The organism is Curtobacterium sp. PhB190 (assembly GCF_004365385.1).
Classification (GTDB): domain Bacteria; phylum Actinomycetota; class Actinomycetes; order Actinomycetales; family Microbacteriaceae; genus Curtobacterium.
Genome location: NZ_SODN01000005.1, coordinates 218,240 through 243,143, shown reverse-complemented (window position 1 = coordinate 243,143; position 24,904 = coordinate 218,240). Strand labels below are relative to the sequence as shown.

21 protein-coding genes and 2 tRNA genes are annotated in these 24,904 nt (G+C 67.7%); 13 read left to right on the top strand and 10 right to left on the bottom strand.

Features of this window, described 5'->3' with window-relative positions; all coding sequences use genetic code 11:
• Positions 1-5: 5 nt before the first annotated feature.
• From yidD to rpmH, 3 genes are read right to left on the bottom strand one after another with little or no spacing between them, the layout of a single operon-like run.
• Entirely contained in the window at positions 6-386 is a 381-nt protein-coding gene (gene yidD, locus EDF47_RS10275) for a membrane protein insertion efficiency factor YidD (RefSeq protein WP_165901008.1), read from the bottom strand.
• Positions 383-733 carry a ribonuclease P protein component gene (gene rnpA, locus EDF47_RS10270; protein WP_123292940.1) on the bottom strand — a complete coding sequence of 117 codons (351 nt, stop codon included), beginning with the start codon at positions 731-733 and terminating at the stop codon, positions 383-385. Before rnpA ends, yidD begins: the two co-directional genes overlap by 4 nt.
• A gap of 47 nt (positions 734-780) precedes the next feature.
• On the bottom strand, positions 781-918 hold the full coding sequence (rpmH, locus tag EDF47_RS10265; protein ID WP_022889115.1) for a 50S ribosomal protein L34: 138 nt from the start codon (positions 916-918) through the stop codon (positions 781-783).
• Positions 919-1,435: 517 nt separating this feature from the next.
• Between rpmH and dnaA the strand changes: the two genes are divergently transcribed.
• The 10 genes from dnaA (at position 1,436) to EDF47_RS10215 (ending at position 12,732) form a co-directional block, all read left to right on the top strand.
• Positions 1,436-2,890 carry a chromosomal replication initiator protein DnaA gene (gene dnaA, locus EDF47_RS10260; RefSeq protein WP_111083682.1) on the top strand — a complete coding sequence of 485 codons (1,455 nt, stop codon included), beginning with the start codon at positions 1,436-1,438 and terminating at the stop codon, positions 2,888-2,890.
• Positions 2,891-3,297: 407 nt separating this feature from the next.
• Positions 3,298-4,443, top strand: coding sequence for a DNA polymerase III subunit beta (gene dnaN / locus EDF47_RS10255; protein ID WP_111083683.1), 1,146 nt, complete (start codon positions 3,298-3,300; stop codon positions 4,441-4,443).
• 70 nt (positions 4,444-4,513) lie between these two features.
• Entirely contained in the window at positions 4,514-5,401 is an 888-nt protein-coding gene (gnd, locus tag EDF47_RS10250; protein WP_131877931.1) for a phosphogluconate dehydrogenase (NAD(+)-dependent, decarboxylating), read from the top strand.
• 31 nt (positions 5,402-5,432) lie between these two features.
• Positions 5,433-6,623 (top strand): DNA replication/repair protein RecF, encoded by a 1,191-nt coding sequence (gene recF / locus EDF47_RS10245; protein ID WP_131877933.1) that lies wholly within the window; start codon positions 5,433-5,435, stop codon positions 6,621-6,623.
• Positions 6,623-7,123 carry a DciA family protein gene (locus EDF47_RS10240; RefSeq protein ID WP_111083686.1) on the top strand — a complete coding sequence of 167 codons (501 nt, stop codon included), beginning with the start codon at positions 6,623-6,625 and terminating at the stop codon, positions 7,121-7,123. Before recF ends, EDF47_RS10240 begins: the two co-directional genes overlap by 1 nt.
• Positions 7,124-7,256: 133 nt before the next feature.
• Entirely contained in the window at positions 7,257-9,260 is a 2,004-nt protein-coding gene (gyrB, locus tag EDF47_RS10235) for a DNA topoisomerase (ATP-hydrolyzing) subunit B (protein ID WP_123292937.1), read from the top strand.
• Between the two features lie 134 nt (positions 9,261-9,394).
• Complete coding sequence (gene gyrA / locus EDF47_RS10230) at positions 9,395-12,052, top strand: DNA gyrase subunit A (protein WP_243698016.1); 2,658 nt, start codon at positions 9,395-9,397, stop codon at positions 12,050-12,052.
• Positions 12,045-12,452, top strand: coding sequence for a DUF3566 domain-containing protein (locus EDF47_RS10225; protein WP_027466922.1), 408 nt, complete (start codon positions 12,045-12,047; stop codon positions 12,450-12,452). Before gyrA ends, EDF47_RS10225 begins: the two co-directional genes overlap by 8 nt.
• 75 nt (positions 12,453-12,527) lie before the next feature.
• Positions 12,528-12,604: transfer RNA gene (locus EDF47_RS10220), tRNA-Ile, on the top strand.
• 55 nt (positions 12,605-12,659) lie between these two features.
• Positions 12,660-12,732 (top strand) — tRNA-Ala (locus tag EDF47_RS10215).
• A 383-nt stretch (positions 12,733-13,115) separates the two neighbouring features.
• On the opposite strand, the gene EDF47_RS10210 is transcribed toward EDF47_RS10215, so the two are convergent.
• Positions 13,116-13,691 (bottom strand): hypothetical protein, encoded by a 576-nt coding sequence (locus EDF47_RS10210; RefSeq protein WP_111083687.1) that lies wholly within the window; start codon positions 13,689-13,691, stop codon positions 13,116-13,118.
• Between the two features lie 116 nt (positions 13,692-13,807).
• On the opposite strand from EDF47_RS10210, the gene EDF47_RS10205 reads away from it, so the two are divergent.
• Complete coding sequence (locus EDF47_RS10205) at positions 13,808-14,347, top strand: peptidylprolyl isomerase (protein ID WP_111083688.1); 540 nt, start codon at positions 13,808-13,810, stop codon at positions 14,345-14,347.
• A 7-nt stretch (positions 14,348-14,354) separates the two neighbouring features.
• A complete protein-coding gene (locus EDF47_RS10200) occupies positions 14,355-15,209 on the top strand; it encodes a rhomboid family intramembrane serine protease (RefSeq protein ID WP_131877935.1) in 855 nt (284 codons plus the stop codon).
• Positions 15,210-15,722: 513 nt separating this feature from the next.
• Here the strand turns inward: EDF47_RS10200 and EDF47_RS10195 are convergent.
• Positions 15,723-15,977: a cell division protein CrgA gene (locus EDF47_RS10195; RefSeq protein WP_123292935.1), complete on the bottom strand. Its 255-nt coding sequence runs from the start codon at positions 15,975-15,977 to the stop codon at positions 15,723-15,725.
• A gap of 81 nt (positions 15,978-16,058) precedes the next feature.
• Here EDF47_RS10195 and EDF47_RS10190 point away from each other — a divergent pair, with 81 nt between their 5' ends.
• Positions 16,059-16,703, top strand: coding sequence for a gamma-glutamyl-gamma-aminobutyrate hydrolase family protein (locus EDF47_RS10190; protein WP_133938103.1), 645 nt, complete (start codon positions 16,059-16,061; stop codon positions 16,701-16,703).
• Between the two features lie 212 nt (positions 16,704-16,915).
• Here EDF47_RS10190 and pknB read toward each other — a convergent pair whose 3' ends face one another.
• From pknB to EDF47_RS10165, 5 genes are all read right to left on the bottom strand, one after another.
• Positions 16,916-18,736, bottom strand: a complete 1,821-nt coding sequence (gene pknB, locus EDF47_RS10185; RefSeq protein ID WP_131845192.1) for a Stk1 family PASTA domain-containing Ser/Thr kinase — start codon at positions 18,734-18,736, stop codon at positions 16,916-16,918.
• Positions 18,737-18,869: 133 nt separating this feature from the next.
• Positions 18,870-20,654, bottom strand: a complete 1,785-nt coding sequence (locus tag EDF47_RS10180; RefSeq protein ID WP_133938101.1) for a serine/threonine-protein kinase — start codon at positions 20,652-20,654, stop codon at positions 18,870-18,872.
• A complete protein-coding gene (locus EDF47_RS10175; protein WP_111083694.1) occupies positions 20,651-22,105 on the bottom strand; it encodes a penicillin-binding protein 2 in 1,455 nt (484 codons plus the stop codon). Before EDF47_RS10175 ends, EDF47_RS10180 begins: the two co-directional genes overlap by 4 nt.
• Positions 22,102-23,544, bottom strand: coding sequence for an FtsW/RodA/SpoVE family cell cycle protein (locus tag EDF47_RS10170; RefSeq protein WP_123339315.1), 1,443 nt, complete (start codon positions 23,542-23,544; stop codon positions 22,102-22,104). The genes EDF47_RS10175 and EDF47_RS10170 overlap by 4 nt, the downstream gene beginning before the upstream one ends.
• Positions 23,541-24,899: a Stp1/IreP family PP2C-type Ser/Thr phosphatase gene (locus tag EDF47_RS10165; protein ID WP_111083696.1), complete on the bottom strand. Its 1,359-nt coding sequence runs from the start codon at positions 24,897-24,899 to the stop codon at positions 23,541-23,543. The genes EDF47_RS10170 and EDF47_RS10165 overlap by 4 nt, the downstream gene beginning before the upstream one ends.
• Positions 24,900-24,904: the final 5 nt, after the last annotated feature.

The following is a 24,904-nucleotide window of genomic DNA, read 5'->3' as shown; positions in this document are numbered from 1 at the left end:
GACGGCTACGCCTTTCGAGTGCGCTGGGGGAGCAGGACCGGCCGGGCCGTTCCGACCGCGGGGTGCGGCTGCTGCGGGATCGGCGCGAGGACGAACCCGAACCGGTTGACGACGAACGGGCGACGACGTTCCGTGACGTCGTCGATCCCGCCTGCAGCCCAGGGGTTGCAGCGAGCGATGCGCCAGGCGCCCATCGCGGATCCGCGGACGACGCCGTACTGCTGGATCGCTTCGAGGGCGTACCGGGAGCACGACGGGTGGTACCGGCAGACGTTGCCGTACAACGGGGAGATCACTGCACGGTAGGCGCGGAGCACGACGACGCACGCGTTGCGTGGGAGCAACGCGGCGACCCAGGCCAGCCGGGTCCACAGGGTGCGGTTCATGCTGCCTTCTCCACCCCGCGCGCGAAGGAGCGCACGACGTCTTCGAGCAGGGTAGGCCATCCGGCCTGCGATGCGGCTGGCAGTGCGCGCACCACCACGTCGTACCCCACGGGGGAGTCGGCGAGGATGCCGTGCGCGATCGCCTTGAGCCGCCGCCTGATCAGGTTCCGGGTCACGGCGTTGCCCACCGTCTTCGCGACGATGAACCCGAACCGCGACGGTCCGGCAGGGTCCGTCGAGCGACGGACCACGGACACGACGACGTGCGCCGTGGCGCTCTTGCGACCACGACGCACGACGTTCCGGTAGTCGTCCCCGCGGACGATGCGGTTGGCGCTGGCCAACACTGCGATGCCGGGGTCAGACCGAGGACCGGATCAGGCGGTGAGCCTGATCAGGCCGAGAGCTCGGTGCGGCCCTTGGCGCGACGCGCCGACAGGATGGCGCGGCCGGCACGCGTCCGCATGCGGAGGCGGAAGCCGTGCTTCTTGGCGCGGCGACGGTTGTTCGGCTGGAAGGTGCGCTTGCTCATGATCTCTCCACACGGCTGCTCGCGGCGAGCCGTCACGTATGTATGTGTCATCGCTCGGTGTCGAACGACGCAGATGGGCGCGACCAATCGGCCGCAGTCAACTGGTTAACGGTACGTGACAGCAGCGAGCAGGTCAAACGCCGATCGGGCCGGCCTCGGTGCCGGAGGCGTCGAGGACACCGCTGCGGTCCATTCTCCACATTGGGGACAACTTCCGTTCGGTGCCACCCGGCCCGGTCCTTTACAGTGGGGTCATCGATCGGCCCCGCGCCCCGGTACGACAGGGAAGTACTCCTGTCCGACGGATCCGGGCGGTCGTGGACAACACTGTGGACAACCCTGTGGGAACACGCGCGGTACGAGGCGTCGACGAAGCCCCCGAGACCCCGACGAACCGCCGGCGCACGACACGGTCCGCTGAGCGCCACACCCCGCGGCACTCCGGCACGTCCGACCCAGCAGGACGCACCCCGGTCCGGCACCGAACGCACGACACACACCTGGAGACGAGCGCGACATGACGATGCCGGCCGACCCCGTCGAGGACCTCTGGTCATCCGTACTCGGAATCCTCAGCGAAGACCCCCGCATCACGCCGCAGCTCCACGGGTTCCTCAACCTGGTCGAACCGAAGGGCGTCCTCGCCGGCACCCTGTACCTCGAGGTCCCCAACGACCTGACCCGCGGCATGCTCGAGCAGCGGATCCGCATCCCGATCACCGAGGCCGTCGCCCGCATCGGTGACGACTCGGTCGCGAACTTCGCCATCACGGTGAACCCGGACATGGCGTCCGAGCCGCGCGTCGACCCGAACGTGCCGGAGTACGCCGAGCCCGTGCAGGAAGCGGTGGAGCAGAGCGCTGCACCCCGTCAGTACATCGAGGCACCCTTCGTGCCGAGCCAGATCGACTCCCCGGGCACGAGCGGCCGGCCGGAGTCGCGGCTGAACCCGAAGTACAACTTCGACAACTTCGTCATCGGCTCGTCGAACCGCTTCGCCCACGCCGCAGCGGTCGCGGTGGCCGAGGCTCCGGCGAAGGCCTACAACCCGCTCTTCATCTACGGCGACTCCGGGCTGGGCAAGACCCACCTGCTCCACGCCATCGGGCACTACGCCGAGAGCCTCTACCCGGGGATCCGCGTCCGGTACGTGTCGAGCGAGGAGTTCACCAACGACTTCATCAACTCGATCGCGAACAACCGCTCGAACCAGTTCCAGCAGCGCTACCGCGACATCGACATCCTGCTGATCGACGACATCCAGTTCCTGCAGGGGAAGGACTCCACGCAGGAGGCGTTCTTCCACACGTTCAACACGCTGCACGACCACAACAAGCAGGTCGTCATCACGTCCGACGTCGCACCGAAGCACCTCACCGGCTTCGAGGACCGCATGCGGTCGCGCTTCGAGTGGGGTCTGATCACGGACGTCCAGGCGCCCGAGCTCGAGACGCGCATCGCGATCCTCCGCAAGAAGGCGCAGTCCGACCACCTGCAGGTGCCGGACGACATCCTCGAGTTCATGGCCTCGAAGGTGTCGAGCAACATCCGGGAGCTCGAGGGGACGCTCATCCGCGTCACGGCGTTCGCGAGCCTGAACCGGACGGCCGTCGACATGGCCCTGGTGCAGACCGTCCTCAAGGACCTGATCACCCTCGACGAGGACAACGTCGTCGCGCCGACGGACATCATCAACCACACCGCCGAGTACTTCAAGCTCTCCGTCGACGACCTGTACGGCTCGTCCCGCTCGCAGGCGATCGCCACCGCGCGACAGATCGCGATGTACCTGTGCCGCGAGCTCACGAGCCTGTCGCTCCCGAAGATCGGGCAGCTGTTCGGCAACCGCGACCACACCACGGTCATGTACGCGAACAAGAAGATCACCGAGCTCATGAAGGAGCGGCGGTCGATCTACAACCAGGTCACCGAGCTCACGAGCCGCATCAAACAGGACCGCCGCTACCGCTGAGATCGGTACGTCTCCGGGCGTATCCACCATCTGAGACGGTTCCATGGGCCGGAGTTCTCACAGTGTGGATAGCCTGTGGATAACTGTGGAGGACACGCCGCCCGGTTGTTCACAGCGAGGGGGCCTCCTGTGGAAACTGGGGATGGAAGTGGATAGATGAGATTCATTCATCCCGACGTCGCCCACAGCTCGCCCACAAGTCACAACGGTGTAGTTCCCTACGGCCGAGCGGCATGCACAGGGTTATCCACAGTGTGCACAGGCGTTAACACCATTACTCCTGGTTAACGATCCATCTCCGCGGGACAACCTTGTGGACGGCGGGATGACAAGAAATCCGGCCCACGTCCGCCTGTGCCAGAATGGGGCGGCCGGACAGTCCAAGCCGATCGACAGGGGTTCCAGCTGTGAAGTTCGAGGTCAACCGGGACGTCTTCTCCGAAGCCGTCTCCTTCGCGGTGAAACTCCTCCCACAGCGCACGACCCTCCCGATCCTGTCGGGCGTCCTGATCCACGCCGACGGCGATCGTCTGACGCTCTCGTCGTTCGACTACGAGGTCTCGGCGCAGACGTCCATCTCGGCGCAGATCGACGACCCGGGCACGGTCCTGGTCAGCGGTCGCCTGCTGAACGACATCGCGAGCCGACTGCCGAACGCCCCGGTGACCTTCACGACCGAGGACTCCAAGATCTCGGTCTCCTGCGGATCGGCGCACTTCACGCTGCTGTCCATGCCGGTCGAGGAGTACCCGACGCTGCCCGAGATCGGTCCGCAGACCGGTGTCATCCCCGGCGATGCCTTCTCCGAGGCCGTGTCGCAGGTTGCCGTCGCCGCGAGCCGCGACGACGTCACCCCCGTCATCACTGGTGTCCAGCTCGAGGTCGGTGACAACGACCTGTCGCTCATCGCCACGGACCGGTACCGCGTGGCCGTCCGGACCATCGCGTGGGACTCCGGCCGCGTCGGCTCGGACCCGCTGCACGCCCTCGTCCCCGCGCGCACGCTGCAGGAGGTCGGTCGCACCTTCGGGTCGGCGTCCACCGTCTCGGTCTCGATCAGCGGCAACTCCGACCGTGAGCTCATCGCGTTCCACGCCGACGACAAGACCGTCACCTCGCTGCTGATCAAGGGCAACTACCCGCCGGTCCGCCGGCTCTTCCCCGAGAACGTCAACGACCACGCGGTGATCAACACCGCTGAGCTGGTCGAAGCCGTCCGACGGGTCTCACTCGTCCTGGAGCGCGAAGCAGCGCTCCGGTTCTCCTTCACGGTCGACGGGCTCACGCTCGAGGCGATCGGATCCGAACAAGCGCAGGCGTCAGAGTCGATCAGTGCGTTGCTGACCGGAGAGGAAACGGTGGTCTCGCTGAAGCCCGCCTTCCTCCTCGACGGACTGAACGCGGTGCACTCCGAGTTCGTCCGCATCTCCTTCACCAAGACGGAGAACCCCAACAAGCCGGGCCCGGTGCTGATCACCGGCCAGACTTCGCAAGAGGCTGCCGCGACCGATGGATACCGGTACCTGCTGCAGCCCAACCTGCTGCTGCGATAGGCGCAACAGGAACACTGCGCTGACGCACCAGCTGCGGCCTCAGCGCGACGACGAAACAGAAGAGGAAATCATGCACATCGGTCTTGTCGGCCTTGGTCGCATGGGCAACAACATGCGTGCCCGTCTCCGCAACGCAGGGATCGAGGTCACCGGTTACGACGCGAACCCCGCCGTCTCCGACGTCGCGAGCCTCGCAGACCTGGCGGGCGCCCTGCCCGAGGGTCAGCGACTCGTCTGGGTGATGGTGCCGCACGGCAAGATCACCGACGACGTCATCACCGAGCTCGCCGGTGTCCTGAACGAGGGCGACCTCGTCATCGACGGTGGCAACTCGAAGTGGCTCGACGACACCACGCACGCCGAGCAGCTCCGCGCGCGCGGCATCCGCTACATGGATGCCGGTGTCTCCGGCGGCGTGTGGGGCAAGGACAACGGCTACGGCCTCATGGTCGGCGGTGACGTCAAGGACGTCGAGTTCGCCATGCCGGTCTTCGACGCACTGCGCCCCGAGGGGCCGCGCGAAGAGGGCTTCTCGCACGCCGGTCCGATCGGCGCGGGGCACTACGCCAAGATGGTCCACAACGGCATCGAGTACGCGATCATGCAGGCCTACGGCGAGGGCTACGAGCTCCTCGAGGCCAAGGACCTGATCACCGACGTCCCCGCCGTGTTCGCCGGGTGGCAGCGCGGGACGGTCGTCCGTTCCTGGCTGCTCGACCTCATGGTCCTGGCCCTGAACGAAGACCCGAAGCTCGACGAGCTCGAGGGCTACGTCGAGGACTCGGGCGAGGGCCGCTGGACGCTGGAAGAGGGCATCGAGCTCGCCGTTCCGATGCCGGCGCTGTCGGCGTCGATCTTCGCGCGCTTCGTCTCGCGTCAGGGCAGCGCGTCCCCGACGATGAAGGCCGTCGCGGCGCTCCGCAACCAGTTCGGCGGTCACGCCGTCAAGAAGTCCTAGGACCACCCGGGGAAACCCGGACTCGGCCCGCGTGCACGTCGACCATCTCCAACTCACCGACTTCCGGAACTACCGGGAGGCGGACGTCGACCTCGCACGCGGGCCGAACCTGTTCGTCGGGCGGAACGGGCAGGGCAAGACCAACCTGGTCGAGGCGATCGGGTACCTGTCGACGCTCGGTTCTCACCGGGTCCCGACGGATGCAGCGCTCGTCCGCCAGGGTTGCGACGCCGCGATCGTCCGGGCCCGCCTGGCGCACGAGGACCGCAGCATCCTCGCCGAGGTGCAGATCAACCGCACGGGGGCGAACCGTGCGCAGGTGAACCGGTCGGCGATCAAGCCCCGTGAACTCCCGCGCTACTGCACCTCCGTCCTCTTCGCTCCCGAGGACCTCGCCCTGGTCCGTGGCGAACCGGCCGGTCGCCGACGCATGCTCGACGAACTGCTCGGCCAGATCGCGCCGCGGATGCAGGGGGTCCTGGCCGACTACGACCGCACGCTCCGCCAGCGGAACACCCTGCTCAAGTCGGCCCGTGCCACCGGCGCCAAGGCCAACGCGCTGTCGACGCTCGACGTCTGGGACGACCGCCTCGTCGGACTCGGTGCCGAGATCGTCGCCGCGCGCGACCACCTGACCCGCCGGCTCGCACCGTTCGTCGCCGAGGCGTACGCCACCGTCGCGGGCGAGGACCACGATGCCTCGATCGCCGGTGTGCTCTCGATCCGTGGCGGAGACCCGGAGGCCGCCGCCGCGACGGACCCGGTCCTCGGCACCCCCGACGAGCCGGTGAGCGTGACCGCCGCAGCCGAGGCGTTCGCGGCTGCCCTCGAGCGGCGTCGTCGTGACGAACTCGACCGCGGGTTGACCCTGGTCGGGCCGCACCGGGACGACGTCCTGTTCCAGCTCAACGGGTTACCTGCCCGCGGGTACGCCAGTCACGGGGAGTCCTGGTCGTTCGCGCTCGCGATCCAGCTGGCGAGCGCGTCGATCCTGCGGGCGGAGTCGAACCTCGGTGACCCGATCATCATCCTCGACGACGTGTTCGCCGAACTCGACGAATCCCGGCGCGAACGCCTCGGGAACGCCGTGGCCGACTACGAGCAGGTCCTCATCACGGCCGCGGTGTTCGGCGACGTCCCCTCGCAGCTGGCCGCGCACACGGTGCGGATCGAGGCGGGCACGATCGTGACCGACGCGACCCCGCCGGAAGCCGACGCCTGATGCCCCGCCCGTGGAAGCCGACCGAGCCGTCGCGGCTGTACCGGCACCTCCGTGCCGTCTTCGGTGACCCCTCGAAGCGCGGGGTCGACGCCCGCCGCCGTCGCTCCCGCGAGTTCGACGCCGACACCGTCCCGTACGGCCGTGGCCGCGAACCCCGTGGGCTCGGTGACGTGGTCGGATCCCTGGCCAACGAGCTCGGCTGGACCGAACCCCTGGCCCGCTCGGAGCTGTTCGTGGACTGGCCGAGCGTCGTCGGTGAGGAACTCGCGAAGCACTCCACGCCGGTCACCATCGACGACGGTGCGCTGGTCATCCGGTGTGACTCGACGGCCTGGGCGACGCAGCTCCGTCTCATGCGGGCCAGCGTCACGACGACCATCGCCGAGCGGCACCCGGAAGCCGGGGTCGAGTCGATCCGGGTTTCGGGGCCGGACGTCCCCACCTGGAAACGCGGCCCCAGGACGGTCCAGGGGCGCGGTCCTCGCGACACCTACGGTTGAGCCGACGAAATCATCCTGTGGTGCCAAAAAAGCCCGCCTGTGGGCCGGATGAGCCCTCGAAAGAGGGGCCTCTGCGGTAGACTGGGAGGTGCAGTGCGCGGGCGTTCCGCGCGCAGGCAGGAGCACGCTCGACATGGCATCAGAATCTGAAGACGACCCGCAGAACCCGCTCGACGCGGAGACCCCGCAGAGCGAACCGTCCTACGGAGCAGACCAGATTCAGGTGCTCGAGGGGCTCGAGGCGGTCCGCAAGCGTCCCGGTATGTACATCGGTTCGACGGGGCCCCGCGGTCTGCACCACCTGGTCCAGGAGATCGTCGACAACTCCGTCGACGAAGCCCTCGCCGGGTACTGCGACACCATCGACGTCACCATCCGTGAAGACGGCGGTGTCCGCGTGGTCGACAACGGCCGTGGCATCCCGGTCGGCATCCACGCGGCCGAAGGCGTCTCGACCGTCCAGGTCGTCCTGACCGTCCTGCACGCCGGCGGCAAGTTCGGCGGCGGCGCGTACGCGGTGTCCGGTGGTCTGCACGGTGTCGGTTCCTCCGTCGTGAACGCGCTGAGCTCCGAGCTCGACGTCGAGGTCCGACAGCAGGGCCACGTCTGGCGCCAGAGCTACACCGACGGCGTCCCGGTCGCACCGCTGACCAAGGACGAACCGTCCGACGAGCACGGCACCACGATCACCTTCTGGCCGAACGCCGAGATCTTCGAGACCGTCGTCTTCGACTACGAGACCCTGCGCACCCGGTTCCAGCAGATGGCCTTCCTCAACAAGGGCCTGCGGATCAACCTGCGCGACGAGCGCACCCCGGAAGAAGGGGAAGAGGCGCGGAACGACTCCTTCATGTACGAGCGCGGTCTCGCCGACTACGTCGAGTACATCAACGCGCAGAAGAAGGCCGACCTCGTCCACCCGGACGTCATCGGCTTCGAGTCCGAGGACACCGAGCGCAAGATCGCGCTCGAGGTCGCGATGCAGTGGAACACCTCGTACCAGGAGAGCGTCCACACCTTCGCGAACACGATCAACACGCACGAGGGCGGCACCCACGAAGAGGGCTTCCGCGCGGCGCTGACGTACCTGGTGAACAAGTACGCGCGCGAGACGAAGATCATCAAGGAGAAGGACGACAACCTGACGGGTGACGACATCCGTGAAGGGTTGACGGCCGTCATCTCCGTGAAGCTCGGCGAACCGCAGTTCGAGGGCCAGACGAAGACGAAGCTCGGCAACACCGAGGCGAAGGGCTTCGTGCAGCGCGTCGTCGGCGCCGAGCTCACGCACTGGTTCGAGAGCAACCCGACCCAGGCCCGCGACGTCGTCCGCAAGGCGATCCAGGCGTCGCAGGCGCGGCTCGCGGCCCGCAAGGCCCGCGAGACCACGCGTCGCAAGGGGCTGCTCGAGTCGGGTGGCATGCCCGGCAAACTGAAGGACTGCCAGTCGAAGGACCCGACCCTGTCGGAGATCTTCATGGTCGAGGGCGACTCCGCCGGCGGTTCCGCGGTGCAGGGCCGCAACCCGATGACCCAGGCGATCCTGCCCCTGCGCGGCAAGATCCTGAACGTCGAGAAGGCGCGGCTCGACCGCGCGCTCGCCAACCAGGAGATCCAGTCGATGATCACGGCGTTCGGCGCCGGCATCGGTGAGGACTTCGACCCGGACAAGGCCCGGTACCACAAGATCGTGCTGATGGCCGATGCCGACGTCGACGGCCAGCACATCACCACGCTGCTGCTGACCCTGCTGTTCCGCTACATGCGGCCGCTCATCGAGCGCGGTTACGTGTACCTCGCGCAGCCGCCGCTGTACCGCCTCAAGTGGTCGAACGCGGCGCACGAGTACGTGTTCAGCGACCGGGAGCGCGACGCCCTGATGCAGTCGGGCATCGCCGCCGGCAAGCGGATCCCAAAGGACAACGGCATCCAGCGCTACAAGGGCCTCGGCGAGATGGACTACAAGGAGCTCTGGGACACCACGATGAACCCGGACACCCGCACGCTCCTGCAGGTCACGCTCGAGGACGCCGCCGCGGTGGACAGCACCTTCTCGACGCTGATGGGTGAAGACGTCGACGCACGTCGCCAGTTCATCCAGCAGAACGCCAAGGACGTCCGCTTCTTGGACATCTGAACAGACTCGACATCTCGACCCTGGCCTGGAGGCGCGGTGCCAGCCGCGTGCTCTGGTCCGGACCACTTGTGGTCGCGTCCACCGCGACGAACGTCACCACGGCCTCCCGGCCGTCAGAAAGGTAACGCAAGCCAATGGCTGACGACAACGAGAACGCCCCCGACGAGCAGCCCGAGATCGTCCACGGCGACAGCGGGGACATCGTCGTCTCCGGTGACCGCATCTCGCAGGTCGACCTGCAGCTCGAGATGCAGCGTTCCTACCTCGACTACGCGATGTCGGTCATCGTCGGCCGTGCGCTGCCCGAGGTCCGTGACGGCCTGAAGCCGGTGCACCGCCGCGTGATCTACGCGATGTTCGACGGCGGCTACCGTCCGGACCGCGCGTTCTCGAAGTGCTCCCGCGTCGTCGGCGACGTCATGGGGCAGTTCCACCCGCACGGCGACTCGGCGATCTACGACGCGCTGGTCCGTCTGGTGCAGCCGTGGTCGCTGCGCTACCCGCTCGCACTCGGTCAGGGCAACTTCGGCTCGCCGGGCAACGACGGCGCAGCAGCCCCGCGGTACACCGAGACCAAGATGGCGCCGCTCGCCATGGAGATGGTCCGGGACATCGACGAGGACACCGTCGACTTCCAGGACAACTACGACGGTCGGACCCAGGAACCCGCGATCCTGCCGGCACGGTTCCCGAACCTGCTCGTCAACGGCTCGGTCGGCATCGCGGTCGGCATGGCGACGAACATCCCGCCGCACAACCTGCGCGAGGTGGCCGAGGGCGCGAAGTGGGCCCTCGACAACCCCGAGGCGACGCGCGAAGAGCTCCTCGCCGCGCTCATGCAGCGCATCAAGGGGCCGGACTTCCCGACCGGTGCGCAGATCCTGGGCACCAAGGGCATCCAGGACGCCTACCTCACCGGTCGTGGTTCGATCACGATGCGCGCCGTCGTCAACGTCGAGGAGATCCAGGGTCGCACCTGCCTCGTCGTCACCGAGCTGCCGTACCAGGTCAACCCGGACAACCTCGCGATCAAGATCGCCGACCTGGTCAAGGACGGCAAGCTCGCCGGCGTCGCGGACATCCGCGACGAGACCTCGGGTCGCACCGGCCAGCGCCTGGTGATCGTGCTCAAGCGCGACGCCGTGGCCAAGGTCGTGCTGAACAACCTGTACAAGCACACGCAGCTGCAGGAGAACTTCGGCGCGAACATGCTCGCGATCGTCGACAGTGTCCCGCGGACCCTGCCGCTCGACGGGTTCATCTCGGCGTGGGTCGCGCACCAGGTCGACGTCATCGTCCGCCGCACCCAGTTCCGCCTGCGCGAGGCCGAGAAGCGCGCGCACATCCTGCGCGGCTACCTCGCAGCGCTCGACGCCCTCGACGAGGTCATCGCGCTCATCCGTCGGTCGCCCGACGTCGAAGAGGCCCGCTCCGGCCTGATGGACCTGCTGTCCGTCGACGAGATCCAGGCGCGCGCGATCCTCGAGCTCCAGCTCCGTCGACTGGCCGCCCTCGAGCGCCAGAAGATCCACGACGAGGCCGAAGAACTCGAGCGCAAGATCGCCGACTTCCAGGACATCCTGGCGTCGGAGACCCGGCAGCGCACGATCATCCGCGACGAGCTCGAGGAGATCGTCGACCGCTTCGGCGACGACCGGCGCACCGAGATCATGCTCGGCTACGACGGCGACATGTCGATGGAAGACCTCATCCCCGAAGAGGAGATGGTCGTCACCATCACCCGCGGTGGGTACGTCAAGCGCACGCGCAGCGACCAGTACCGCTCGCAGCACCGCGGTGGCCGTGGTGTCCGTGGCGCCCAGCTCCGCGCGGACGACATCGTCGAGCACTTCTTCGTCACGACGACGCACCACTGGCTGCTGTTCCTCACCGACCAGGGCCGGGTCTACCGCGCCAAGGCGTACGAGCTGCAGGAAGCCGGCCGCGACGCCAAGGGCCAGCACGTGGCGAACCTGCTCGCGATGCAGCCGGACGAGCAGATCCAGCAGGTGCTCGACATCCGTGACTACGAGGTCGCGCAGTACCTCGTCCTCGCGACCGAGCACGGGCTGGTGAAGAAGACCGCGCTCACCGAGTACGACACCAACCGCACCGGTGGCATCATCGCGATCAACCTGCGCGACGGGGACAAGCTCCGCCAGGCGCTGCTCGTCGACGAGCACGACGACCTGCTGCTCGTCTCACGACAGGGCATGTCGCTCCGCTTCACCGCGACGAACGACACCCTGCGGCCGATGGGTCGGTCGACCTCCGGCGTGAAGGGCATGTCCTTCCGCGACGGCGACTCGCTCCTGGCCGCACGCGTGGTGGCGGACGACGGTTTCGTCTGGGTGATGACCGAGGGCGGGTACGCCAAGCGCACCGCCGTCGACCAGTACCGCATCCAGGGACGCGGTGGTCTCGGCATCAAGGTGGCGAAGTTGGCGACCGACCGAGGCGACCTTGTGGGTGCTCTCATCGTCGGTGAGGACGACGAAGTGCTCGTCGTGCTGCAATCGGGCAAGGTGGTAAGGTCTGCCGTGGCCGAGGTCCCTGCCAAGGGTCGCGACACCATGGGTGTCGTCTTCGCCAGGTTCGCGGCGAACGACAAGATCATCGCAGTGGCCCAGAACACCGAGCGGAACCTGGTCGACCAGGACGACGCCGAGATCGAGCCAGCGGGCCCGGTGGAGACGGTCAGCCCTTCCGAAGCGGCCCCGGACTCCACTGATCCCATCGACACCGAGCCCGTCGCGGACGAGGCCGGAGAGGACCAGTCAAGCAATGAGTAGTGTCGCCGAGAAGCTCCAGAAGAAGGCGAAGCGACCCGTCGGCACCCGCCAAGTGCGGCTGCGGTTGGTCTACGTCGACTTCTGGTCGATGGTGAAGCTCAGCTTCCTCATCGCCCTGGCCGGCAGCATCGTGATCGTGGTCGCCACGGCGCTGGTGTGGGTCATCCTCAACCAGACGGGCGTGTTCACGCAGGTGGACGCCTTGTTGAAGGACGTCACCGGTCAGAACAGTTACTCGATCATGGACCAGTTCTCACTGGGCCAGGTGCTCGGGTTCTCCATCGTCGTGGGCATCCTCAACGTGGTCGTCGGCACCGTGCTCGGCGCCATCGTGAGCGTCCTCTACAACCTCAGTGTCCGCATCACCGGCGGCTTGCTCGTCGGCTTCACGAACAACTGACACACCCGGGCCGGGTGAGCCGACCGCTCGATTTCGTTCTGCGAGATCCGTGGGGTAGGCTTTCATCCGGTCTGAGGGGCTATAGCTCAGGCGGTTAGAGCGCTTCGCTGATAACGAAGAGGTCCAAGGTTCAAGTCCTTGTAGCCCCACCAGTTCTTCGGAACACACGACAATTCCATCCCGCCGCCGATCACCTCGGTGGCACCCGGGGCCTTAGCTCAGTTGGTAGAGCGCCTGCTTTGCAAGCAGGATGTCGGGAGTTCGATTCTCCCAGGCTCCACTCCACTCCGGGATGACCCTGCTGCGGTCGTTCCTTCCTCCGCCGGATCGTTCCGCCGTGCTGGTCTCGTGCCTTCGGCACGGGCCGCTCCGCGATAGCCGTCTCTGTGCGACATCGTGCGTTCGTCGTCGTCGTCGTGCGTGCTGGGCTTGGGCGGGTGTTGGTGCCCCGAGGTCTCGCGGCGCCGAGGTTCCGAAATCACGGCATCTCGAGCGCTCCAGGGGACGGCCGTGGAACCTCGGCGGCTGGCGTGCGGCATGTCGCGGAACCTCGGCGTCGGCCGGCCGGCCGGCCAGCCAGTTGGTGCCTCGTCGCAGACCCGAGGCCGGGAACGACGAAGGGCCCCGGCGGCGTGCCGGGGCCCTTCGTACGAACCGTGGAGGTCAGGCGGCAGGCTTCTCCGCCGTGTCAGCGTCGTCGGCAACCCACAGGTCGTCGTCGGCGCGGAGCGTCTGGTACGCGGCGTACGCGGCACCAGCAACGGCGACGACGCCGACGATGATGAGTGCGACACCACCGAAGCCGATGCCCTTCTTCTGCTGTGACGGAACGTACTTCACAGCAGCCTTCTTGGCCTTCTTGCCCTTCTTCTGGGCGTTCTTCACGATCTTCTTGACCCGGGGGTCCTTCGCGAGGTCGGTGACGCTCAGCACGGAGCCAGCGGTCGACACCAGTCCGGGGATGACCTCGGACTGGAACTTGTGCGAAGCGTTCTGTGCTGCGGACGTCGCAGCGTGGACCCCGGTCGCGACCGCGGGACGGATCCCGTTGTCGATCGCGTTCTGCACACGAGGGGCGATGTCCTTGCGGGCTGCGTCGGCTGCGTTCGACCGGGCTTCCGCCAGGATCGCGTTCGCGTGCTCGAGGACCTTGCGCTGCTCTCCGAGGAGCGAGGCGGTCTGGCCCTTGAGCTTCTTGATCTGCTTCCGACGCTTGCGCGGGATCTCGATCGTCGTCATCTGGTACCTCCATCGGATCGGCGTGACCCCATCCTGCCACCAGAGTCCCTGACAGGTCACGGAGCCTCACCTGTGGGTCCGGTCCGTACGCAGCCGGTACATGCGAGAATCGGAACATGTCTCTGCACACCGCTGTCGCAACGATCCACACCAACAAGGGCGACATCCGCGTCAACCTGTTCGGCAACCACGCACCGAAGACCGTCAAGAACTTCGTCGACCTCGCCACGGGCAAGCAGGAGTGGACCCACCCGGGTACGGGCAAGGTCTCCACCGACAAGCTCTACGACGGCGTCGTCTTCCACCGCATCATCAAGGACTTCATGATCCAGGGCGGCGACCCGCTCGGCCAGGGCATCGGCGGTCCGGGCTACCGCTTCGACGACGAGATCTCCCCCGAGCTCACGTTCCAGAACCCCTACATCTTCGCCATGGCCAACGCCGGCATCCAGGGCGGGCGTGGCACCAACGGCTCGCAGTTCTTCATCACCACGGTGGCGACGCCGTGGCTGCAGGGCAAGCACACCATCTTCGGTGAGGTCGCCGACGACGAGTCGCGTGCCGTGGTCGACGCCATCGAGGGTGTCCCCACCGACGGCCGTGACAAGCCCGTCGAGGACGTGGTCATCCAGAGCATCGACGTCGAAGGCGTCTGATCCACACGTGACCGACCAGGCGTACAACCCGAACAACACCTGCTACCGGCATCCGGACCGGCAGAGCTTCGTGCTCTGCCAGCGCTGTGGGCGGACGATCTGCCCGGAGTGCCAGACGCCGGCGGCAGTCGGGGTGCACTGCCCGGAGTGCGTGCGTGAACAGCGCGCACAGTTCGCAGCGAACCGTCGCGCGTCCGGAGCCCCCAGCGGGCTGACGGTCGCGCGACGGCGCTTCGCGATGCTCGACCAGAAGGCGACGGTCGTCATCGTGGCGATCACGGTCGCCATCTGGCTGCTGGACCAGGTGAGTGGTCGGTTCTTCACCGGCCTGCTCGCCTACAACTCGTTCTTGCTGCCCACGGAGCCGTGGCGGGTCGTGACCGTGCTCTTCGTCCACTCGGGCATCCTCCACATCGTGTTCAACATGTGGGCGTTGTGGATCTTCGGCCGGATGCTCGAGAACATGCTCGGTGCCTGGCGATTCGTGGCGCTGTACTTCATCACGGGGGTCTTCGGTTCGATGCTCGTCACGTTCCTCGCTCCCGGTACCTGGGTGGTCGGGGCGTCCGGTGCGATCTTCGGGCTCTTCGCGGCGTTCTTCGTGCTGCAGCGGAGCCTCGGGCAGAACGCAGTGCAGCTCCTCGTGATCATGGGCCTCAACCTGGTCGTCGGGTTCCTCCCGGGGACGAACATCTCGTGGCAGGCGCACGTCGGTGGCATCATCGGCGGCTTCCTGGTGGGTTTCGTGTTCGCCAAGACCCGGAACATCCGGCAGCGGCCCCTGCAGATCGGCCTGCTCGTCGCCACCGCCTTGGTGGGCATCGTCCTCACCGCAGTCGGGTACGCGGTCACCATCGGCTGACCCGACCCGGACACACGTCCACCGAACGCCCCGTCGCATCAGCGGCGGGGCGTTCGTCGTTCCGAGACATCCGTGCGCCCAGCCCGTCGTGCGGTCACTCTCCCGCGGAAGCGACAGTCTGTCGCCGACCTTTCGGCGACATCTGACGCTTTCGCAGGCGGAACGGCGCAGCCAGCCGCGCATTCGTCGCTCCCGCGACTGGACGGCGGACGGGAGGCACGGTGCCAGGCCGCCACGGGTCTCCAGTCCGCCGTCCACAAGGCGTCCGCAGAGTTATCCACAGGTGTGGAGAAACCGGTGAGTTACACGCGTGTGATTATCCCCATTGTGGACTCAGCTGTGGATAACTCCGGGGTCGGGGTGTGGATGACGATGTGGAGAGTGTGTAGAAGTGTGGAGAACCGCCCGGATCCTCGATGATCCGGGGATCAGCGGCAGCAAGTCCTGTGGAGAACGACAACGCCCGCCGCACCAAGTGGTGCGACGGGCGTCGGAGTGTCTCGAGGCTGCGGATCAGCGCCAGCGGGTGGTCATGAGGAAGCCGATGAACATGATGCCGAAGCCGACCAGGATGTTCCACGAGCCGAGGCTCGGCACCGGCAGGGTCGCGTTCGAGATGTAGAAGACGATCACCCAGACGAGGCCGATGAGCATGAAGCCGAACATGACCGGCTTGAACCACACCGGGTTCGGGGCGTCCCCCGCGGTGTCGACCGAGTCGGCTCGGGTCCTCCGGGCGGGCTTGGTGCGGTCCTTGTCACTGGCCATGGCCGGTATCCTACCGTGACCACGTGTGTGGATCGGCCCGCAGACCGCTGCACACATCCCCCACGAGTACGGTGAACCGCCATGACCAGGATCCTCGTCGTCGACAACTACGACAGCTTCGTCTACACGCTGAACGGGTACGTCCAGCAGCTCGGAGCCGAGACGGACGTGGTGCGCAACGACGCCTTCCCCGAGTCGGAGATCGCGGACCGCATCGCCGACTACGACGGCATCCTGCTGTCGCCCGGCCCAGGCACCCCGGTCGACGCCGGCGTCTCGATCCCCACGGTGCACGCGGCGATCGCGTCCGGCACCCCCCTGCTCGGGGTCTGCCTCGGCCACCAGGCGATCGCAGAAGCCCTCGGCGCCACGGTCACGCACGCCGACGAACTCATGCACGGCAAGACCTCGCAGGTCGACCACGACGACAGCACGCTCTTCGCGGGCGTTCCGCACCCGTTCACGGCGACGCGGTACCACTCCCTCGCAATCGTCGACGGCACGGTGCCCGACGAGCTCACCGTCACAGCCCGGACCGGCGGCGGCGTCATCATGGGAGTCCAGCACCGCGCCCACCCGCTGTACGGGGTGCAGTTCCACCCCGAGTCGGTCCTGACCGAGGGTGGCTACCGCATGGTCGGCAACTGGCTCGAGACCACCGGTCTCTCCGGGGCTGCCGAGCGCGCCGACGGGCTCGGCCCGCTCATCGCGACGCACCGCGGCTGACTCGTCAGAGCGCACTCGACGGCGTCGCGTGTCGACGTGCTTGGAGCAGTGGACGCGACGACCTGGCGGGCCCGCGGACGCGTGGCGGGGGTGCGCCGGGCCTCCTGGCCGTCAGCGTGCCGACGGGAGGCCCGTCACCGGTCCGTCAGGCCACACGCGTGTGCGTGTGGTCGGCGCGACGGCCGCGGTGGCGTCGTTCCTGATCGGGACGGTCAGCGACCGTCGCCGTTGTCGCCGCCGGTGTCGCCGTTGTCTCCACCGGTGTCCCCGTTGTCGCCCTTGTCGTTCCCGTTGTCGGACGACGGGGCGTGGGTCGGCTGGCTCGACGCGGCGCAGTAGGTCAGGGCGACGGCACTGCCCTGGGCGACATCGCCCTGCGGGGTGTCCTGCTGCGTCACGAGGCCACCCGTGCACGAGTACGACGGCGACGGCGTCACGGTGAGACCGAGCTGCTCGAGCGACGCCTTCGCCTCGGAGAACTGCTGGTTCGTGACGTTCGGCAGCTGCACCTTGCCGTTGGACACCGTGAGGTTGATCACGATGCCCTTGGTGTGGAGCGAACCGGACTCGGGGTCGGAACTCATCACGGTGCCCTCTGGCACGTCGGACGAGTAGTCGGAACTGATCGCGCCGACGCGGAAGCCGGCATCGTCCAGTGCCTGCTGTGCCGCTGCCTGGGACTGCCCGTTCAGCTCGGGGACCGGGACCCGCTCGGGGCCGAGGGAGACGACCACGTTCACGCTGGACTTCCGGCCCACGTTGATGCCGGAGCCCGGGTCGGTGCGGATGACCGTGCCCTTGTCGACCGAGTCGGAGTTCTCCTCGACCTTGACGGCCGTCAGGTCCTTCTTCTCGAGGGCGGTGGACGCGGCACTGAAGGTCGACCCGGTGACGTTCGGCACGCTCACGGACGACGACACCGGTGGCTTGCCCGGCTGCAGGTTCGCGACGAAGAACACGACCCCGACGATGACCGCGACCGTCAGCAGGATGCCGACCCAGATCCACGCCACCGGCGGACGGTTCTGCGTGCGCTGCGGGCGGTGCTCAGCGGTGTCGTCGTCGAGCTCGCGGAACGCCGCGGCGGGGTTCGACGTGGTGCGCGGGTCGACCCCGAACAGCACCGTCGAGGCGTCGTTCGCCGCGTTCTGCTGGATCTTCTTGGTGGATGCCGGGACTCGGCCCGCAGCGGCCTGCTGCAGGTCCGAGCGGAACTCGGCGGCGTTCTGGAAGCGGCGCGTGCGGTCCTTGACCAGGGCGTGCAGGGTCACGGCATCGAGTGCCGGGGACACCTCTGGTGTGATCGACGACGGGGCGACGGGCTGCTCGCTGACGTGCTGGTAGGCCACCGCCACCGGGGTGTCACCGAGGAAGGGCGCGCGGCCGGTGAGCAGCTCGAACAGCACGACACCGGTGGAGTAGATGTCCGTACGGGCGTCGACGGTCTCGCCACGGGCCTGCTCCGGCGAGAAGTACGACGCAGTGCCGAGGATCGACGTGGTCTGCGCGACCGTGGCGGAGGTGTCGGTGATGGCTCGGGCGATGCCGAAGTCCATGACCTTGACCTGGCCGCTGTGCGTGACCATGACGTTGGCGGGCTTGATGTCGCGGTGCACGACGCCGGCGCGGTGGGAGTACTCGAGCGCGGTGAGGATGCCCTCGGTGATGCGGACGGCCTCGGCCGGAGCGACGGCGCCCTCGGCGATGATGTCGGAGAGCGGGCGGCCCTCGACGTACTCCATCACGATGAAGGGGACCTGCACCTCGGCGCCCGAGGTCTCGGTTACGGTCTCTTCGCCGGCGTCGTACACGCGGACGACCGTGGGGTGCGCCATACGTGCGGCGGCCTGGGCTTCCTGCCGGAACCGGGTGCGGAACGCCGGGTCGTTGGCCAGGCTCGGCTTCAGGAGCTTCACCGCGACCTTGCGACCGAGACGGGTGTCGTTGCCGAGGTGCACGGTTGCCATGCCGCCTCGGCCGATGACATCACCGATCTCGTAACGGTTGGCGAGGAGGGTGATCCCCGCGGTCACACCTTCTGGCACGTACTCCTCCGTCTGTCCGTCCGGGCTAGTGTACGGCAGCACCACCTGGTGAGACGCTGGTCAGGGAGGGGTCGACCGAACCGTTACCGAACGGTGTCGACAGTCCCCGTCCGGGGGTCGTTCAGTTGCCGTCCATCGGGGCGTCGGTCGGGTCGATGCCGTCGTTCGGGTCGGTCGTGGGCTCCTCGGTGGGCTCGGTCCAGGTGACCTGCGCAGCCTCCGAGGAGTTCGACACCGCTGACCCACCGCCGACGGACGAGCACGCAACCGTGTACGTGAACGTGGTCGGCGCGCCGGGTGTGGCGGCGGCGATCGTCACAGCCGTTCCGGTCGTCGACCCTTCGCTGCTGCCGTTCGAGACCACCGTCCCGTTCGTCACCGTGTACGCGTACGTCGTCTTACTGGTGTACCCAGTGGGGCACTTCTCGTACGTGGGCCAGGTAAAGGTCACACGCCCTGACTCGGACACCGCTCCGGGCGTCGCAGCAGCGGGTGCATCTGGCGTCGGGATGGCCTTGTACGCCTTGATTGAGATTGTCGTCCCAGGCTCGAGACTTCCCTCGGGTGTGAGGGATTGAACGGTCCCGACGAGATCCTCGGAAGGCGCGTTGTCACCGTCCGTGACGTTGACGGTAAAGCCTTGAGCTCGAAGCTGATTGGCGACGTCCTGGGCGTCCTGGCCGTTGTAATCCGAGGCGTTGACCGTGATTCGGGTGTCGACCGGCGTCTGGGACGGGGTCTCCGACGGGGTCTGCGACGGACGCGAGGTCTTCGAGGCGGACTTCGACGGGCTCGGGTCGGGGTCAGCCGGGTTGTTCAGGGCGTACACACCGAAGCCACCCGCGATGGCGAGCACCACGACGATGCCGACGACCCACCAGATCCAGGCGCGCTTCTTCTTCGGTTCCTCGGGCTCGTCCGTCGCCGGGGAGCGCGGTCCGACGGGTCCACCGGCACCGCCGGCGGCTGCACCGGACTGGGTGCCGAGCAGCGCGGTGGCAGCGTCGTTGCCCTGACCCTGCGGCGGGTTGAACGCGACGGTGCCGCCCTGTGCGATGGCGGGGACGGCGACGGTGGCCGCTGCGACGTCACCACGGCGGAGCGCCTGTGCGGCGCGCGCCAGGTTGGCGGCGGTGGCGGGACGATCGGCGGGCTTCTTCGCGATGCACGAGATCACGAGGGCGGCGACGGGCTCGGGGATGTCCCCGGGCAACGCCGGCGGCTGCTCGTTGATGTGCGCCATCGCGATCGCGACCTGCGACTCGCCCGTGAAGGGACGACGACCCGCCAGGGCTTCGTACGCGACGATGCCGAGCGAGTAGATGTCGGTCGACGGCGACGCCGGGTGCCCGCTCGCCTGCTCGGGCGAGAGGTACTGCACGGTGCCCATGACCTGGCCGGTCGCGGTGAGCGGGACCTGGTCGGCGATGCGTGCGATGCCGAAGTCGGTGATCTTGACGCGGCCGTCCGGCGTGATGAGCAGGTTGCCGGGCTTGATGTCGCGGTGCACGAGACCGACCGCGTGCGCGGCCTGCAGGGCGTTCGCGGTCTGCGCGACGATGTCCAGGACCTTGTCGACCGGCAGCGTGTGCTCGCGCTCGATCATGGTCGAGAGCGCTTCGCCGGGGACGAGCTCCATCACGAGGTAGGCGCTGCCGTCCTCTTCGCCGTAGTCGAAGACGTTGGCGATGCCCTCGTGGTTGACGAGCGCAGCGTGCCGGGCCTCGGCGCGGAAGCGCTCGAGGAACCCGGGGTCGCCGAGGTACTCGTCCTTGAGGATCTTGAGTGCGACGGTTCGGCCGATGACGAGGTCGGTGGCCTGCCACACCTCTCCCATGCCGCCGATGGCGACCCGGGACGAGAGCTGGTACCGCCCACCGAAGGTGAGTCCGCTGGTGGGTCTCATTTGTTCAGCACCGCCTCCATGACTTTCTTCGCGACCGGGGCCGCGACTGTGTTGCCGACTCCCGACTGGCCGAGCCCGCCGCCGTCTCCGACGACGACCGCCACGGCGACCTCCGGGTCCTTCGCGGGCGCGAACCCGGTGAACCAGAGGGTGTAGGGATCGCCTGTTCCGCCCTCGGCCGTGCCCGTCTTCCCTGCGACGTCGACACCGTCGATCTTGGCATTCGTTCCGGTCCCGGCGTTCACGACGCTCTGCATGGCCTCGGTGAGGTCAGCGGACTCGGAGGAGGACAGCGGATCACTGTACTGCCTCGGGGAGAAGGACTCGACCGTCTTCAGGTCGCTCGTGGTGATCGAGTCGACGAGCGAGGGCTGCATGACCTTGCCGCCGTTCGCGATGCCGGCCGACACCATGGCCATCTGCAGCGGGGACACCCGGACGCTCGCCTGGCCGAACGCGCTGAGCATGAGCTGCGCGGTGGAGTCGACCTCGGGGTACTGGCTGGCGGTCGCGGACATCGGGACCTCGATGGCGTCACCGAAGCCGTACTTGTCGGCCATGCTCTTGATCGCGTCGTACCCGAGCTTCTGTCCGAGCTCGGCGAACGGGATGTTGCACGAGTACTGGATGGCCGTGCGGAGCTTGACCTTGTCGCCGCCCCCGCACGTGCCACCCTCGGCGTTGTTGATGTACGAGCTCGTGCCGGGGAGCTGCAGGCGCGACGGGTTCGGGAACGTCGAGTCGAGGTTGTACTTGCCGCCCTCGAGCGCCGCCGATGCCACGACGAGCTTGAAGACGGACCCGGGCGTGTACAGGTCGCCGCCGATCGCGCGGTTCTGCAGCGGGGACGACGAGGCGCCGAGCAGGGCGTCGTACTGCTCCTTGACCTTCGCGGTGTCGTGCGAGGTGAGGGTGTTCGGGTCGTAGCTCGGCTTCGAGACCATCGCGAGGATCTTGCCGGTCTTCGGCTGGATGGCCACGACGGCGCCGCTGTTCGTGCCGAGGGCGTCGTACGCGGCCTGCTGCACGGCGGGGTCGATCGTCAGGTTGACGTTGTCGCCCTGCACGTCCTGGCCGGTGAGGATCGAGTTGAGGTTCTGGAAGAACGAGGCGTCGGAGTTGCCGGAGAGCACGGTGTTCTCCGCGCTCTCGATGCCGGTGTTGCCCTGGCCGATGGTGAAGTACCCGGTGACCGCCGAGTACAGGTCACCGTTCGTGTACTTGCGCTGGTACTCGTACTGGTCGTCCACGGGGGTCGACTCGGCGATCGGGCTGCCGTCGACGAGGATCGCACCGCGCTTGGTCGAGTAGCTGTCCAAGATGGTGCGTGAGTTGCGGGAGTCGGCGCGGAGCGTGTCCGCCGAGAAGAACTGGATCGAGGTCGTCGACACGAAGAGTGCGACGAACATGAGCACGATGACGGTCGAGACACCGCGGAGCTGTCGGTTCATCGACGACGCTCCTTCCTGGTCGCGCGCGCGGACCGCCCGCTCGCGGCGGGGATCGCACCCTGCTGGACGCGTTGTTCGGCTGGGATGGAATCGGTGAGTCGCAGCAGCATCGCGGCGATGATCCAGTTGGCGATGAGCGAGGAACCACCCGCAGCCATGAACGGCGTGGTCAGGCCGGTCACCGGGATCACGCGGGTGATGCCACCGACGACGACGAACACCTGCAGGGCGATCACGAAGCCGAAGCCGACGCCGAGCAGCTTGCCGAAGTCGTCCTGCGCCATGAACCCGACGCGGATGCCGCGCGAGGCCAGCACGATGAAGAGCGCCAGGATCGCGAAGACGCCGATCAGGCCGAGCTCCTCGCCGAGCGAGGCGATGATGTAGTCCGCGTTGGCGACGGGCGTGATGTAGGGGCGCCCCTGGCCGAGGCCGGTGCCGGTGATGCCGCCGTTCGCGAAGCCGAACAGTCCCTGCACGAGCTGGTAGCTCGCCTGGGTGTCGCGGCTGAAGACCTCTTGGTTGAACGGGTCGAGCCACTGCTCGAAGCGGCCGTGCACGTACTCGAGGGCGCTCTGCGCGACGAGGGCACCACCGACGAACAGCGCCAGACCGATGACGACCCAGCTGATCCGCGCGGTCGCGACGTAGATCATCACGAGGAACAGGCCGAAGTACAGCAGCGCCGTGCCGAGGTCGCGCTGGAAGACGAGGACCGCCATCGCGGCGCCCCACATCACCAGGATCGGGCCGAGGTCGCGGGCACGCGGGAACGTCATGCCGAGGAACTTCTTGCCGACGATCGACAGCGAGTCGCGCGCGGTGACGAGGTACCCGGCGAAGAACAGCGCCATGGTGATCTTCGCGAGCTCGCCCGGCTGGAACGAGAACGGTCCGATCTTGATCCAGACCCGTGCACCACCGATGTTCTGACCGATGCCGGGCAGGATCGGCAGCAGCAGCAGCGCGATCGTCAGGAACATGAAGATGTAGCGGTAGCGCTGCAGGAACCGGTGGTTCCGGACCAGCAGCAGCGTGATGATCGCCAGGACCATCGCGAGCATCGTCCAGACGATCTGCTTCACACCGATGGCGTCCCAGCCGGTCAGGCCGTTGTGGACGTCGATGCGGTAGATCTCCGCGATGCCGATGCCGTTCAGCACGAGTGCGATCGGCAGGACGAACGGGTCGGCGTTCTTGGCGACGACCCGCAGCACGACGTGCATCACGAGCCCCAACCCGAGGATGCCCCCGCCGACCCACAGCACCGAGGTGTCGAACAGTCGCCCCTTGGTGCCGAGCTGCACGAGCACCATCGCGCCGGCGCAGATGCCGCAGGCGATGACGAGCAGCACGAGCTCGAGGTTCCGAGCACGTGCGGGTTCACGGAGCTTGATCGTGATCGCCTGCGTGAACGACTGGGCGGTGGCGTTGCTCATCGCGAGCCCCGGGTCGGGGACGGGGAGGGCGTCGACGACCGGGTCGGTGACGGCGAGGGTGACGAGGTGGATCCGCCGTCACCGCCGGTACCGGCTTGGTCCTGCCCGGTCTCGGCGGCCTTGCGCAGTCGGTCGACGATGTCCCGCGCGTCGTCGAGCGACTGCGCGTTGATCGTCGAGCGGACGTTCTCGCGGGTGTAGTCCGGGAGCATCGACACGGTGATGTCGGTGTCCTCGTAGACGTCCGACAGCGCCAGTGGTCCGATCGACTGCTGGACGCCCTTGTAGATCGCGACCGTGCCGCGGTCGGTGCCGACGTAGTAGTGGTCCTGGGTGATCCGCCAGCCGAGGAACACGGCCCCGACCAGGGCAGCGACCGCCACCACGAGCGCGACCGTCCACGAGACCCGACGTCGGATGCGGCGTCGGCGGTCCTCGGCGATCAGCTCCGCGAAGAACTGGTCGGACTCGGGCTCGAAGTGCGAGTCCTCCGGGGCGGTGGTGACCTTGAGCGGGTGCAGCAGGATCGTGGGGAGGCGGATCGGCTTGCGACCGGTCGACGCCTCGAAGGTCAGGGGAGCGGCCGCGGACCCGACGGTGGTGGCCGCGTCGTCGTCGTCGTCGACCTCGTCCGCGGTGACGTCCATGACGACGACGGTGACGTTGTCGGGGGCGCCGTGGTCGAGGGTCTCCTTGACCAGGCGCTGTGTGACCTGGTTGGCGTCCATGTTCGACGCCAGGGCGTGCCGGATGCGCTCTTCGGCCAGGTACGACGACAGGCCGTCGGAGCACAGCAGCCAGCGGTCGCCCGGCTGGATGTCCATGATCGCGGTGTCGACCTCTGGTGCGGCATCGACGTCGCCGAGCACCCGCATGAGCACCGAGCGACGGGGGTGGACCGCGGCTTCCTCCGGGGTGATCCGGCCGCTGTCGACCAGGCGCTGCACGAAGGTGTGGTCCGACGTGATCTGCTGCAGCTCACCGTCACGGTGGCGGTAGATGCGCGAGTCACCGATGTGCGCGATCGCGATCTGCTCGCCGACCCGGATCATCGCGGACACCGTGGTGCCCATGCCGGTCAGTTCCTGGTGCTCGAAGACCGTCTCGGTGATCAGCTGGTTCGCGGCGATCAGGGCCGACTGCAGCGCGAACTCGGCGTCGTGGGCCGAGGGGAACTCGCGGTCCACCTCCCTGATGCGCCGGATCGCGATCGCCGAGGCGACGTCGCCGCCGGCGTGCCCACCCATGCCGTCCGCGACCGCGAACAGGTGCGCCCCGGCGTAGCCGGAGTCCTGGTTGTTCGCGCGGATGCGGCCCACGTGGGACACAGCGGCGCTCAACGTGCGAGCGGTCATGCCGG

Bases quoted from the DNA above. Each gene is read 5' to 3' on its own strand.
- EDF47_RS10240 (WP_111083686.1), top strand. From the start codon at position 6,623: ATGCCCCGCCCGTGGAAGCCGACCGAGCCGTCGCGGCTGTACCGGCAC.
- gyrB (WP_123292937.1), top strand. From the start codon at position 7,257: ATGGCATCAGAATCTGAAGACGACCCGCAGAACCCGCTCGACGCGGAG.
- gnd (WP_131877931.1), top strand. From the start codon at position 4,514: ATGCACATCGGTCTTGTCGGCCTTGGTCGCATGGGCAACAACATGCGT.
- EDF47_RS10210 (WP_111083687.1), bottom strand. From the start codon at position 13,691: ATGACGACGATCGAGATCCCGCGCAAGCGTCGGAAGCAGATCAAGAAG.
- dnaA (WP_111083682.1), top strand. From the start codon at position 1,436: ATGACGATGCCGGCCGACCCCGTCGAGGACCTCTGGTCATCCGTACTC.
- EDF47_RS10195 (WP_123292935.1), bottom strand. From the start codon at position 15,977: ATGGCCAGTGACAAGGACCGCACCAAGCCCGCCCGGAGGACCCGAGCC.
- EDF47_RS10170 (WP_123339315.1), bottom strand. From the start codon at position 23,544: ATGAGCAACGCCACCGCCCAGTCGTTCACGCAGGCGATCACGATCAAG.
- EDF47_RS10190 (WP_133938103.1), top strand. From the start codon at position 16,059: ATGACCAGGATCCTCGTCGTCGACAACTACGACAGCTTCGTCTACACG.
- EDF47_RS10165 (WP_111083696.1), bottom strand. From the start codon at position 24,899: ATGACCGCTCGCACGTTGAGCGCCGCTGTGTCCCACGTGGGCCGCATC.
- EDF47_RS10225 (WP_027466922.1), top strand. From the start codon at position 12,045: ATGAGTAGTGTCGCCGAGAAGCTCCAGAAGAAGGCGAAGCGACCCGTC.
- yidD (WP_165901008.1), bottom strand. From the start codon at position 386: ATGAACCGCACCCTGTGGACCCGGCTGGCCTGGGTCGCCGCGTTGCTC.
- EDF47_RS10180 (WP_133938101.1), bottom strand. From the start codon at position 20,654: ATGAGACCCACCAGCGGACTCACCTTCGGTGGGCGGTACCAGCTCTCG.
- gyrA (WP_243698016.1), top strand. From the start codon at position 9,395: ATGGCTGACGACAACGAGAACGCCCCCGACGAGCAGCCCGAGATCGTC.
- rpmH (WP_022889115.1), bottom strand. From the start codon at position 918: ATGAGCAAGCGCACCTTCCAGCCGAACAACCGTCGCCGCGCCAAGAAG.
- EDF47_RS10205 (WP_111083688.1), top strand. From the start codon at position 13,808: ATGTCTCTGCACACCGCTGTCGCAACGATCCACACCAACAAGGGCGAC.
- EDF47_RS10175 (WP_111083694.1), bottom strand. From the start codon at position 22,105: ATGAACCGACAGCTCCGCGGTGTCTCGACCGTCATCGTGCTCATGTTC.